Consider the following 13,445-nt stretch of genomic DNA (forward strand, 5'->3'; position numbering starts at 1 on the left):
CAGTCGAACACCGGCTCGGCCAGGATCTCCACCGTGGCGGTGGCCTCCGCGCCCAGCCGCCGCCCGCTCACATCCGTGACGCTCGCCCGGTTCGTGTGCTCGCCCGGCCCGGCCGTGCTCAACGCCTGCAACCGCAGCCGGATGTCGCGTTCGCCATTGCCCTCCAGAGACAGGCCCTCGAAGCGGATCTGACGTCCGGCAACAACAGCCTCCACAGCCGCATCATCAATTGACGCCGAGCCCTCAACATAGCGGAAACCAGACGGCATCGTGTCGATCACCGTCAGCCCCTCCGCCAACGAACCGGCATTGTTCGTCACCCGGATCGTGAACGGCACCTGCTCACCCCGGCGGATCTGCCGGAGGTTTGCGATCTTGATGATCGAGATATCGCTTGCCGCAAGCGGCAGCGACAGCACCGACACGCTTTCGTCGGACTCCACCATCGTGCCGGTCACTTGCGTGCCGTTGACATAGCCGATCGCCGTAGCCGTGTTCTCCACGCCGTTGTCGAGACCGGCTCCATTATCGATGTCCATCTCCCCCAGAGAGTAGGTCGCAGTGAAGGTGCCTTCTTCTCCCGGAGCCAGGGTTAGATTCTCCGGCTCGAAGTCCGAAAGATCGTTCTCGCCCTGGGCGCCACCGAAGAGCGGGCCCTCGTCCTGCGGCACGACATCGGAAACCGGCACGTTGCCCGTGTTCGTCACGGTGAAGGTGTAGCGGATCAGATCGCCGGGGCTGGAGGCGCCGTCGCCATCCACGTCCTCGTACGCGCCGGCCTTGAACAAGCCGAGTGAAGGATCTTGCAAATCGATCACGACACACTGCCCGGGGTTGGCGCTGCAATCGGGCTCCGGCGTTCCATCCTCGTAGGCGACGTTTCTGACTTCGGTGACACCCTCGGGGAGAGGGTCGGCCACCAAGACCTGGTAGACCACTTCCAGCGTGCCGCTCGCCGGAACGACGAGATCGTTCCACACCAGAGGATCGCCCGCGGAGTCCGGCTCCTGGCTACTCCCGCCCACAGTGGCGGAACCGGCGACATACTCGGTATTGTCGTCGATGTTGTCGGCCAAATCGAAAAGTGCGCCGGCCTCGGTCTCGTTCGTCAACGTGACCGTATATGTGAGGGTCTCGCCCGGCTCGGCGACATCGTCTTCCAGACCGTCCTCGTCCCTCAGTTCCTTGGAGGGTGCGGCCACGCCCGGCGTACGCGTGCTGACGCAAGCGTCCGGAAAGGCATCGCAATCCAGGGTCGCCGCGTTGCGGATCTCCGTCACGCCATCGGGAAGCGGGTCGGCCACCGTGACCGAATAGACCACCTCAAGCGTGCCGTTTGCCGGAACGACGAGATCGTCCCACTCCAGGGGATCGCCTGCGGTGTCCGGCTCCCGCGGGCTTCCGCCCACCATCGCCGAGCCCGCCACGTAGGTCGTGTTGTCGTCGATGTTGTCGGGAAGGTCGTGAAGCGCGTCGACCGTACCCGAATTGGTGAGCATGACCGTGTAGGTCAGCGTCTCGCCCGGCTCGGCCACATTGTCGACCAGCCCGTCCTCGCCCGTCAGGGCCTTGGACGGAACGGCCGCTCCCGGTGTTGGTGTGGTAACGCAGGCATCGGGATTGGCGCCGCAATCGTCGGTCGCGGCATTGCGGATCCCTGTCACGCCGTCGGGAAGCGGGTTAGCAACGATCACCTGATAGGTCACGTCGATGCTGCCGTTCGCCGGCACGACGATGTCGTCCCAAGTTAGTGGATCGGCGCCGACAGGCTCCTGGGCCGTGCCGCCGACGCTCGCCGAGCCGGCTACGTAGGTCGTGTTGTCGTCGATGTTGTCGGACAGGTCATGAAGCGTGCCGAAAGCGCTTGGATTGGTCAGCGTGACCGTATAGGTCAGCGTCTCGCCCGGCTCTGCCACATCATCTACCAGCCCATCCTCGCCCGTCAGTGCCTTGGACGGAACGGCCGTTGCCGGTGTCGGTGTGGTAACGCAAGCATCGGGATTGGCGCCGCAATCGTCGGTCGCCGCGTTGCGGATCTCCGTCACACCGTCGGGGATCGGGTCGGCCACCTGAACGTCGTAGACCACCTCCAGCGTGCCACCGGCGGGAACGACAAGATCGTACCACTCAATGGGATCGCCGTCCTGATCCGGCGCCTGCTGTGTTCCGCCCACCGTCGCCGAGTTTGGCACATAGGTCGTGTTGTCGTCGATGTTGTCGCGGAGGTCGTGAAGCGCGTCGACAGTACCCGGATTGGTGAGCGTGACCGTATAAGTCAGCGTCTCGCCCGGTTCGGCCACGTCGTCGACCAGCCCGTCCTCGCCCGTCAGTTCCTTGGACGGAACAGCCGTTCCCGGCGTCGGTGTGGTCGTGCACGCATCCGGGAAACCAGCGCAATCGCTTGTCGCCGCGTTGTGGATCTCCGTCACGCTATCGGGGAGCGGGTTGTCCACGAGGACATTGTATTCAACCAGGACGGTCGTTCCCGCCGGAACATCTACGTCAGTCCATTCCAGTGGATCGCCAGTGACATCCGGCTCCGTCGGATTCCCGTCCACCGCCGCCGTGCCCGCCACATAGGTGGTGTTGTCGTCTATGTTGTCGATGAGGTCGAACACGACGTCGAAACCTGCTGCGTTCTCGAGCGCCACCGTATAGGTCAGCGTCTCGCCCGGCTCGGCGACACCGTCGATTAGGCCATCTTCGCCCGTCAGCGACTTCATGCGGTGGATGAGAGGGTAAATGTCCCCGTCCGTCGCCGTGTTGTTGGAAAGATCAGAATCGGGCGTTTCCGGCGGGCTCGTGACCGTGGCGGTGTTGATGAGCTCACCATCTGTACCCGCGGGAATATCGACGGTGTACGTGAACGTGACAAAGCCGCCGTCAACGAGGTCTACCGGCACGTCCTCTATGGCACCAGTGCCGTTGGCTTCCCCGCAGACGCCGCTCACGCCGTCGCCGATACACGTCCAACTCGCACCCGAGGCGGGGCCGGGAACGGCGTCGTTGACGAGCGCACCGGTCACGTCGATGGGGCCGTTGTTGCTGACGGTGATCGTGTAGATCGTCTGGTTGCCCGGATTGTACGTGTCGCTGCCGTTGGTCTTGGTAATCGCCAGGTCTGTCGGCTCGTTGTCGTCGTTGGTGACGGTACACACCGCGTCGTCGCCAACCGCGATGTCGATGATGTTGCCGGAGACCGGCGCACCGCCATTGACGACGCAGCTGTAGTCGGAACCGGTATAGTCCGGCAGGGTGGTTTCGCTCAGGGTGTAGGTCCCGACCTCGACGGGCACGTTGGTGACGGAAGAGTCGCCGCTGACGCCGGAGAACGATGTCGGACCCGATGCTTCAAGCGTGAAATCGTCCGTGGTGGCCGTGCCCACGTCGTCATTGACGACGGTCTTGGCGAGGGTAAGCGTCGGCAGGGCATCATCGTTCGTGATGGTGCAGACGGCGACCTGGCCGTTTGCAAGCGTGATCTCGTTGCCGGTGACAGGCGAGCCGCCATCGACCACGCAGCTATAGTCGCTGGCCGTGTAGCCCGGCTGGTTCGTCTCGCTCAGCGTGTAGGTGCCCGCCGATACCGCGGCATCCGTCACGTCGGCACTGCCGCTGACGCCGGAAATGGTCACGGGCCCGTCGGCGGTGAGCGTGAAATCCGCCGTATCCGCCGTCCCGCCATCGTCGTTCGTCACCTGCTTCTCGAGCGTCAGGCGCGGGACGGAGACGTCGGTGTCCGTCGCCGTGTTGTTTGTGGTGTCCGGGTCCGGAACGTCGGCCGGGTTATCGACCGTCGCCGTGTTGACGAGATCGCCGGTGAAGTCATCCGGTACGCTCATCGTCAGGGTGAAGGTGACGGAACCGCCATCCGGCAGGCTCACGGGAACGTCGGTGATGGCGCCGGTGCCGTTCGCGGCGCCGCATGTGGCGCCGTTCACCGGGGTGTCGCAGGTCCACGTGACATCGGCGGCGGTGATGCCGGCGGGAAGCGGATCGTTCACCAGCGCGTTCTGAACCCCGAACGGACCGTTGTTCGACAGGACGATGGTGTATTCCACATCCGTGCCCGGCACGTAGGTTGTGCTGCCGTCGTCCTTGGTGATCTGCGTGTCGGCCGGGAACGTCATCGCCGTGTTGACACATTTGGCGCCGTCGTTGTTGTTGGAGCCCGGCAAGTTCGAGATCAGCGTCGCCTCGCCGGTGGTCAGGTTGAAGCGGTAGAAGCCGCCAGCGTTGTTAGCGCCGAAGACACCGTTGGTGCTGCCGAACATGGCGCCGAAGCTATTGGCAATGCCGGTGGTACCGGTCGACGCCGAAACCTGACCGGTCGACGGATTGATCGTATAAAGCGGGTTATCGCTCGACGCGGCTATCCAGAGGCGTCCGTCGTGCCAGGCTATATCATGGCCGTTGACGCTCCGGGTAAGCCCGACGGAGGTCCACGTCATGCTGGGTATGTCGATGGCATAGAGCGTCGCGCCGGACACTATATAGAATGTGCCGTCGGGAGCGATCTCGCCCGTGTAGGGACTAACCGGCAGGGGATCGCCTGTCCCCTGTTCCGTCGGCACTCCCATCGTCGTCACGCTGCCATCACTGCCGACGCGAAGCACTTGGCCGGCTGTCGTCCGGTCCATTGCATAGATGTAGTTGTCGTCCGGATTGTACCCCATGCCGTTGTAAGTGTAGGAGGAGGCATCTCCCATGGGCGTAACGTCAAAGGGGTTCGACGAGGTGTCGAACTGGAAGAGCCGGGTCGGGGTGTGCTGCCCCAGATACATGGTTGCGTCGCAGGCGCCAAAATTCGGTTGCGCGGTGTCCGTATCCGCCGCGGTGTTGTTAGTCGTGTCGGGGTCAGGCACGTCGGCCGGGTTGGTGACCGTCGCCGTATTGGTGAGGTCGCCGGTGTAGCTGAACGGAACCTCGATGGTGAGTTCGAAGGTGACGGAGGCGCCGTCGGGCAGGTTGACGGCTATATCCTCGATGGGGCCCGTGCCGCTCGCCACGGAGCAGGTTGCGCCACCGGTAGCCGCACCGCAGGTCCACGTCGCTTCGGTGACGCCGGAAGGCAGCGCATCGTTGACCACCGCGTTCTGCACGCCGAACGGACCCGCGTTGGATACAACGATCTCGTACGTTACCTGCCCGCCGTTGGCATAGTGATCCGAACTGTCGTCCTTGGTAATCTGCGTGTCGGCGGGCAGGGTTACCGCCGTGGTCGGGCATTTGGCGCCGTCGCCGCCGCCGGATGGACCATCGGAGATCAGCGTTGCCGCGCCCGTCGCCGTATCGAACCGGTAGAAGCCTCCAGTACTATTCGAACGACCAAAAATGCCGTTGCTGGCGCTGATCAACGATCCGAACCCAGCTGCGGGAACACCCGACGTCCCGACTGTGTTCACTGCCCCCGAGGCGGGATTCATCGTGACCAACAGGTCGTTGTCCAGATCGTGAGCGTAGATCAGCCCGTTGTGCCAGGCGATGTCTCCGTGACGGACTGCTCGGTCAAGGTCAATAGCTGTCGCGACCCGCGTCGATACGTTGACGCGCCACATCCGGGTCGAACCTACATTGCCCGCGAGCCCATTGTGCTTGAGGTAGAGAAAGCCGTCCGTCCCGACTACACCCGAAGCGATCGCTGAGGTATAAGGAGATTGATTGATACTCCCCCCCCCGATAACGCCCATATCCCGCACGACGCCATTGCTGTCGATGCGAACGAGGTGATGCCTGTTGTCGCCTGTGGCGTTCCAAACCGACGCGTAGATGAAGTTGGTGGTGGGATGATAGCCGATGCCGTTATAGCCGGGTGTGTCCTGCGAGCCGATGGTCGGATAGGTGAACGGGTTGGTGCTGGTATCGATACTGCGGAGCTGCGTCGGATTGTAGCCCATCGACAGATACATGGTCGACGTACAGGCGGCGAAGGGGGTCTGCTGCGCATTTGCCGGCATCGTTGCGGACAGGACACCCGCGAGCGACACCAGGGTCGCTGCCCCGCCCAAAGTGAGGATGCGTCGCGCGGCGCGCAGTTTCCTTCGGGCTTCAACCGCCGTTGCCAGAGTGAGTTGAATGAATTTCTGCCGACGGTGTGCTACCCGGCTGAGCAAAGCTGGCAGATGCATGAACGACCCCCTCAATCTGCGATCATCGGAGGGGGCCGCTTCCTGTGCTTCAAGCTGCACTACCGAAACATTGCAGTGAATTCTTCAATGAATCCAATGCGCTGCATCAATGCCTCGGCAGGAACAACCCCAAACAGATGATTCCGCCAGGGCAGGAAGACAGGAAATTCTGCAAGGGTCTTTCAGGAAGTTACTGATTTTTTCAAAATACTCAGCACTCACTCCAGAAAATTGCAGCTTTCTTGATGTCGTGGTTCGTATGTGTCAGTTCTGCCACAGGTTGTGGTCGCAATCGGTGTCGAATGTACTGGAGGAGAGGTGCCCTATACCGCCCGGAATGTATGAGGCCAGAACTCAGCGCCCCTTCGCGCCCGCCTCTGTCCTGCCGGGCATCCCTTACTCGAGGGAGATTGAGAGACGGACGTGGATGGCGGGTGATCGCGGCCAAGGACCACGCCAACGGCATGGCCTGTCTCGTTGCTGGCGCGGGCGAAATGAGGGGCGCCAATCGGCGTGTGATGCCGGCCGTCAGGCGCTGTCGCGCTGGAAAATCCAGTCGTGGTCTGGGTGGTTCTGGAAGCGCCAGGCGCGGCGCGGGCCTGCCATGACATTGAGATAATACATCTCATAGCCATAGGGCGAGCCGCAGGGGTGATGCCCGCGCGGGACGAGCACGACATCGTGGTTGGAAACGGCCATCGTCTCGTCCAACTCACCGTCTTCGGTGAAGACCCGCTGAAAGCCGAAACCCTGCGCCGGGTTGAGGCGGTGATAATAGGTTTCTTCCAGATAGGTCATCTCGGGATAGTTATCCTCATCGTGCCGATGCGGCGGATAGGACGACCAGTTGCCCTGGGGCGTGAAGACTTCGGTCACCAGCAGGCTGTCGGCGACGTCGCGCTCTTCCATGGCAATGGCATGGATATAGCGCGTGTTGGCGTCCTTGCCGCGCTCGGCAAGCGAAATGCCCGCGGGCCCGATCACCTGAGCATCATGCCCGCCCTCTCCCGGCGCGGAGCAGACGGCGAGCGTGCACTCCGTCGTCGCTTTCGCGGACCAGCGGGACCCGTTCGGGATATAGACCGCGTGCGGCGGCAGGCGCTCGAATACGTCCATGCGCTCGCCGAGTTCACCGAAGTCTTTCTCTTCCGCGGCAATTTCCGCCTTACCTTCGACCAGCACCAGAATGACCTCGCGGTCGCCAGTTTCCTCCGTGGCGGTCTCGCCCGGCTTCAGACGATAGAGGCTGAAACCCACATAGCCCCAGCCCGCCGATTTCGGCGTAATATCGTGGACCTTGCCGCCCGTGCCGGCGGGCTTGACCAGGAGGTTGGGCATTTGTCTCGCTCCCTATTGCGTGTCGCTATCGGTGCCTGTGTCAGGCTTGTAGTCGAAGAGGAAAACCCAGGCGCAGTAAACGCCAAGGCCGGAAAAGAGCGCGCCCCAGAAGGGCTCGTCCATGGAAAATTCGAAGATGCCCCAGCCGAGACAAACCACGATGACAGCGACCCTCCGCCAGAGCGGACGGAAGAACGGATGATAAAGATCGAAGAGCTTATGCATCGTGCCACTATAAAAGGCTGCAAAAGTGTTGCAATCGCTGGGACGGGTGACGACGGGAGAGCGCTTCATTGCCCGCTCCTTCCGACAGGACAGAGCGGGGCACGGAGGAGTGCCGCCCCTCTCACTTTGCCTAACCCCCCTCCAGCCCGGCTGAGTGCGCGGCCTCGCGCAGTGCCTTCAGTCCCATCGACTGGTATTTCACCGGGTCCGCCTTGAGCGGGTCCTGCTCGGCTTCGATGACAAGCCATCCCTTGTAGCCGTGCTCGGCCAGAACCTTCAGCACCGCCGAAAACTCAAGTGCACCCTCCGGATCGCCGGGAACGGTAAAGACACCGCGGCGCACCCCTTCAAGGAAGGAAAGGCCCTCCTCCTCCACCTGTCTGCGGATTTCGTGGCGCACATTCTTGGCATGGAAGTGGCCCACCCGGCCCGCATAGGCGCGCGCCAGTGCCACCGGGTCGGCGCCGCCAAACCATGCGTGCCCGACATCGAGCAGCAGCTTCGTGGCCGGGCCCGTACCCATCATCAGGCGATCAATTTCTTCCCGCGTCTGCACGACGGTGCCCATGTGGTGGTGATAAACGAGGTCTATGCCTTGGCTCCCGCAATATTCGCCCAGGGCCTCGACCCCAGCGCAGAAGGCCGGCCATTCAGGCTCGGCCAGCACCGGCTTGTCCTTCAGCGGAACGGCATCGTTGCCGTGGATGGCGTTGGAGGTCTCGCAGACAATGCAGACCCTGCAGCCGTTCGCCTTCAGCCTTTCGAGATGCGGCTGGATCGCGCGCTTTTCGGTCTCCAGGTCGTTGACGAGCAGGTTGGTCGAGTGCCAGCCGGAGATGAAGACGAGGCCGTGCGCACCGAGCGCTTCTTTCAGCGCCTGCCCGTCGTCGGGCATTTTGTGGCCCTTCTCGATCCCATCGAAGCCGATCTCGGCCGCCTCGCGCAGGCACTGCTCCAGCGGGATATGCGCGCCGATCGAATGATCATCGTCATTCGACCAGGCGATTGGGTTGGTGCCGTAGCGGATCATCAGTTCCTCTTCTTCAGCGCGGCTTCGTACTTGTCGCGCGCGTTCTTCACCTCGGCGCGCTCGGACGTTTCCGGCACGGCGACATCCCACCAGTGCCCCCCGGCCTCCGTGGACGGGTAGGGATCGGTATCGATCACCACGACAAAGGGCCCATCGACCTCACGGGCCCTCGCCAGCGCGCCTTCCAGTTCGGCCACGGAACTCGCTTTCTCCGCATGCGCGCCCATGGAAGCGGCGTGGGCGACGAAGTCGATCTGGGAGGGATTTACGTGCTGGGCGTGGTCGAGCAGGTTGTTGAACTCGGCCCCACCGGTCGACATCTGCAGCCGGTTGATGCAGCCGAAGCCGCGGTTGTCGGTGATCACGACGGTGATCTTGATGCCCATCATCACTGCCGTCGCCACCTCCGAGTTCATCATCATGTAGGAGCCGTCCCCGACCATCACGACCACGTCCCGGTCCGGCTCGGCCATCTTGATGCCCATCCCGCCGGCGATCTCGTAACCCATGCAGGAGTAGCCGTATTCCATATGATAGGAGCCGGGGCGGCCGGCTTTCCAGAGCTTGTGCAGTTCGCCGGGCATGGTGCCGGCCGCGCACATGACCACGGTGTCATCAGTCGCGGCACGCTGCACCGCGCCGATCACCTGCATGTCGGTGGGCAGCGCGTTGGTGTCGGTCGGCGCGGCGGTCACCGCATCGGCGGCGGCGAACCACTCTTCCTTGAGCGAGGCGGGAGGCGGATCGAAGCGCTTGTCGCCCAGCGCGCGCCACAGCGCTTCAAGCCCGACGCAGGCATCCGCGCAAAGGGGTGTCGCACCATGCTTGACCGCGTCATAGGCGTTGACGTTGAGGCTGATGAGCTCGCGTCCTGGGCGTGAGAACAGCGACCACGAGCCGGTGGTGAAGTCCTGGAAGCGGGTGCCGACGCCGATAACCATGTCGGCCTCGGCGCAGCGGGCATTGGCGCTCGACGAGCCGGTGACGCCGACGGGGCCGAGATTGAGCGGGTGATCCCAGGGCAGTACCGATTTGCCCGCCTGGGTCTCCACCACCGGAATTTGATGCGTCTCGATGAAGAAACGGAACGCCTCGTGGGCGTCCGAATAGTGGACGCCGCCGCCCGCGACAATGACCGGTTTCTCCGCGGCGGCGATAAGTTTTGCTGCCTGCTCGACCTCAACCGGGTCGGGCTGCACGCGGCGCATCCGCCAGACTTGCCGCTCAAAGAAGCTTTCCGGCCAGTCATAGGCCTCCGCCTGCACGTCCTGGCAGAAGGCGAGCGTCACCGGCCCGCAATCGGCGGGATCCGTCATGGTGCGAAAGGCGCGGGGAAGCGCCGTCAGAAGCTGTTCGGGCCGCGTGATGCGGTCGAAGTAGCGCGAGACCGGGCGGAAGCAGTCATTGACGCTAATGGTGCCGTCGCCGAAATCCTCGACCTGCTGCAATACCGGGTCCGGACCGCGCCCGGCGAACACGTCTCCCGGCATCAGAAGCACGGGAAGACGGTTCACATGGGCGAGCGCAGCGGCGGTCACCATGTTGGTGGCGCCGGGGCCGATAGAGGAGGTCACGGCCATGGCGCGGCGGCGGCGAAGCTGCTTCGCGTAGGCGATGGCCGCATGGGCCATGGATTGTTCGTTGTGGCCGCGATAAGTGGGCAGCTCCTCACGTACGGCATGGAGGGCCTCGCCGAGGGCCGCCACATTGCCGTGGCCGAAGATCGCCCACACACCGGCGATGAAGGGCTCGCCGTCCTCGTTCATCTGGGCGGCGATATAGCGCGTTGCAGCCTGGGCGGCGGTCAGCCTGATTGTCTTCATGCGGCCCTCCCTTTCATCGCGCGTGCACGATCCCACACCTCACAAAGTGCTCGGTAACGTTGGGCGATGTCTCGCACGGCCTCCCGGTCGCCGATCTCGCCAGCCAGCCAGCGGCGCGCGGCGTCGGCGAAGATGGTGCGTCCGACGGCAAAGCCCTTAACGAGATCGAACCCGCCAGCGGCAGCAAAACTTGCCTCCAGCTCGTCGGCTGGCGCATCGAGCCCCAGCACCACAATGCCGCGTGTATAGGGGTCGTTTCGCGTGATCGCTTCGCAAGCATTGGCCCAAGCCTTCTGCGAGGTCATCGGCTCCAGCTTCCACCAGTCAGGATAGACGCCGATCTCGTAGAAACGCTCGATGACGGCCGCGGTCGTCCTTTCATCACAGGAGCGGACCGTGGAAGGTATGACTTCCAGAAGCATCTCCAGCCGATTGCGGCGGCTGGCGGCAAATAGCCGCTTGACCACGTCCTCCTGCCGCGCCTTCATTTCCGCGTCATCATCCGGATGATAGAAGCACAGCACCTTCACCACGTACTCCAGCGGCCACTCGGCCAGCCCGCCGAAATCCGGTCCGATCTCCGGCTCCAGCTCCAGCGGGCGCGATCCCGGCAGTTCGACCGGCCTTCCGATCCAAAGACCGCTGCCCGCAGCCTGATACAGGGCATCGCGGCCGAGCCGCCCGTCGCACAGAATGCCATAGCCATGCCTGTCGCCCGCAACCTGCTTCGCGGCTTCCAAACACAGCACCTTGAAATCACCGAGACGCTCCGCCGGCGCCCCAGCCGCTTCGGCCATCTCTTCCAACTGCCTACGGTGGTCGAAGGCGAAGACCCGCATGTCCTGCCAGTCACCCTTCCGGTTGGTCGACCAGTGCACCTGTTCGAGCACGGTATCCTTGCGGAGCGCGCGGTTCTTTAGGCCGGTGCGGAAGAAATATTGCAGCTCCTCCCAGGAGGGGTAAGCCGGCGTGCAGCCGTGGCGAGAGACGGCGAAGGCACCGCAGGCATTGGCGTATTTAAGCGTGGTGGGCCAGACCTCCCCGTCGAGCCAGCCCTTTAGAAGGCCGGCCATGAAACCGTCGCCGGCGCCCAGCACGTTGAAGACCTCGATGGGGAAATGCTCGCCCGCCTCACCTTGATCCAGCGTGCCGGGGATCCCGCCAGTGAAGGCCGCAGCACCCATTGGCCCGCGCTTGCAGATGAGCACCGCATCAGTGAGGCGGCGGACAGCGCGCAATGCTTCGATGGTGTCAGTGGAACCACCGGCGATGTGGAACTCCTCCTCCGTGCCGACGATCAGGTCGAAGAGCGGTAATGTCGTCTGAAGCTTTGCCGTTACGCGCTCGGATTCGATGAAGCGGCTCTCGCCGGCGCCGTGGCCGGCCAGGCCCCAGAGATTGGGCCGGTAATCTATGTCGAGCGCGGTTTTGGCGCCGCTCTCACGGGCGAGCTTCAGCGCTTTAAGCACGGCAGCTTCCGTCTGCGGATGGGAGAGGTGTGTGCCGGTGGCGCAAACGGCGCGCGCCTCCGCGACAAAGTCCGGATCGATATCATCCTCGCTGAGCGCCATGTCGGCGCAGTCTTCGCGATAGAAGATCAGCGGAAACTGCTCCTGATCACGGATGCCGAGAAGGACAAGTGCGGTCAGGCGCTCCGGATCCGTCTTGACTCCGCGCACGTCCACACCCTCGCGTTGAAGCTCCTCGCGGATGAAGCGGCCCATATGCTCGTCACCCACGCGAGTGATCAGCGCCGACTTCAGGCCGAGCCGCGCCGCGCCGGCCGCGATATTTGTGGGGGAGCCGCCGATATATTTGTTGAAGGAGGCCATGTCCTCCAGCCGCCCGCCAACCTGCGCGCCGTAGAGATCAACCGACGAGCGGCCGATGGTGATGACGTCAAGCTTTTTCGTCACATCGCGCCTCCCTGCTGTTGCGCGCATTGAGCGCACGTCCTCCCTCCTTCGGATGGCGGAATCTGGCCGCTATTCGATCCTTAAGAGTTATAGAAGATATATTCTATTTATCGTCGCTCCTCAACAAGGAAATTCCATTTTCCCGCGCACGCATTTCCGTTCCAACCGCCACAACCAGAGTCACGGCAAGCGAAAGCGTGGCCGAAAGCGAGCGAAAGTCACCGAAATCTGCCTCCGAAACGGTTAGAATTTGGGTGGTTACCGGCCTCAGCGGGCTCGCCAGTGAATCCGTGATGCCCACCACGTCGGCGCCTGCATGGTGGGCGGTTTCGGCCAACTTCACGGTTTCCGGTGTATAGGGCGCAAAGGTGATTGCAATCACGGCATCGTCTGCACGAATGGCATGGCGGCTATCGAGCATGCCCACGCTGTCGTGCAGCATGGTGGGAACGTTCATTTTCTCGAATGCATAGGCAAGATAGGAGGCGACGGAGAAAGCCCGGCGCAAGCCGACGATATGGACCATATGCGCCTCGGCGAGCGCCTTTATGGCCGAGTCCAGCACCTGCGGGTCGATGGTCTTGGCGAGGTTTTCCAGTGACAGCCGTCCCGCCTCGACGAACTCCGCCAGAAGCGCCGAAGGTCGGCCCGCACCGCTTTCACGCAGCTTTTCCAGCCGGGTCGCATAATCGGGCCAGTTCTGCGCATAAGATTCCCGGAACAGGCGCTGCATCTGCGAATAGCCTGAAAACCCGAGCACCTGGCAGAAGCGCATGAAGGCAGACGGCTGTACGCCAGCTCCTTCCGCCATCTCCGCGACGGTCGACACGGCGACGCGGTCCGGGTTGGTTGCCACGTAATCGGCGCATTGCTTCAGTCGCTTGGGTAAATCGTCGGAGATTTGCAACATCCTGTCGAGAAGTTGCTCGATGGAAGCGGGGGCGGAACGGGCGTCCATGCGTGACTTTCTATGCTTGACAGTACA

General features: G+C 63.1%; 7 protein-coding genes. All 7 read right to left on the reverse strand.

Annotated features, from left to right (window positions below; translation table 11 throughout):
* Nucleotides 1–6,128: DUF6923 family protein (locus tag LY631_RS17660; RefSeq protein ID WP_274426913.1), on the reverse strand; the 6,128-nt coding region annotated here is incomplete at its 3' end.
* Nucleotides 6,129–6,656: 528 nt separating this feature from the next.
* Entirely contained in the window at nucleotides 6,657–7,466 is an 810-nt protein-coding gene (iolB, locus tag LY631_RS17665; RefSeq protein ID WP_274426914.1) for a 5-deoxy-glucuronate isomerase, read from the reverse strand.
* A gap of 12 nt (nucleotides 7,467–7,478) precedes the next feature.
* Entirely contained in the window at nucleotides 7,479–7,760 is a 282-nt protein-coding gene (locus tag LY631_RS17670; RefSeq protein WP_274426915.1) for a hypothetical protein, read from the reverse strand.
* A 61-nt stretch (nucleotides 7,761–7,821) separates the two neighbouring features.
* Nucleotides 7,822–8,721, reverse strand: a complete 900-nt coding sequence (iolE, locus tag LY631_RS17675) for a myo-inosose-2 dehydratase (protein ID WP_274426916.1) — start codon at nucleotides 8,719–8,721, stop codon at nucleotides 7,822–7,824.
* Nucleotides 8,721–10,544 carry a 3D-(3,5/4)-trihydroxycyclohexane-1,2-dione acylhydrolase (decyclizing) gene (gene iolD, locus LY631_RS17680; protein WP_274426917.1) on the reverse strand — a complete coding sequence of 608 codons (1,824 nt, stop codon included), beginning with the start codon at nucleotides 10,542–10,544 and terminating at the stop codon, nucleotides 8,721–8,723. The genes iolE and iolD overlap by 1 nt, the downstream gene beginning before the upstream one ends.
* Complete coding sequence (locus LY631_RS17685) at nucleotides 10,541–12,460, reverse strand: bifunctional 5-dehydro-2-deoxygluconokinase/5-dehydro-2-deoxyphosphogluconate aldolase (RefSeq protein ID WP_274426918.1); 1,920 nt, start codon at nucleotides 12,458–12,460, stop codon at nucleotides 10,541–10,543. The genes iolD and LY631_RS17685 overlap by 4 nt, the downstream gene beginning before the upstream one ends.
* 103 nt (nucleotides 12,461–12,563) lie before the next feature.
* On the reverse strand, nucleotides 12,564–13,418 hold the full coding sequence (locus LY631_RS17690) for a MurR/RpiR family transcriptional regulator (RefSeq protein ID WP_274426919.1): 855 nt from the start codon (nucleotides 13,416–13,418) through the stop codon (nucleotides 12,564–12,566).
* Nucleotides 13,419–13,445: the final 27 nt, after the last annotated feature.

Source organism: Chelativorans sp. YIM 93263, from assembly GCF_028767125.1.
In the GTDB taxonomy this organism is placed as follows: domain Bacteria; phylum Pseudomonadota; class Alphaproteobacteria; order Rhizobiales; family Rhizobiaceae; genus Chelativorans.

Bases quoted from the DNA above. Each gene is read 5' to 3' on its own strand.
- iolB (WP_274426914.1), bottom strand. From the start codon at position 7,466: ATGCCCAACCTCCTGGTCAAGCCCGCCGGCACGGGCGGCAAGGTCCAC.
- LY631_RS17670 (WP_274426915.1), bottom strand. From the start codon at position 7,760: ATGAAGCGCTCTCCCGTCGTCACCCGTCCCAGCGATTGCAACACTTTT.
- iolD (WP_274426917.1), bottom strand. From the start codon at position 10,544: ATGAAGACAATCAGGCTGACCGCCGCCCAGGCTGCAACGCGCTATATC.
- LY631_RS17690 (WP_274426919.1), bottom strand. From the start codon at position 13,418: ATGGACGCCCGTTCCGCCCCCGCTTCCATCGAGCAACTTCTCGACAGG.
- iolE (WP_274426916.1), bottom strand. From the start codon at position 8,721: ATGATCCGCTACGGCACCAACCCAATCGCCTGGTCGAATGACGATGAT.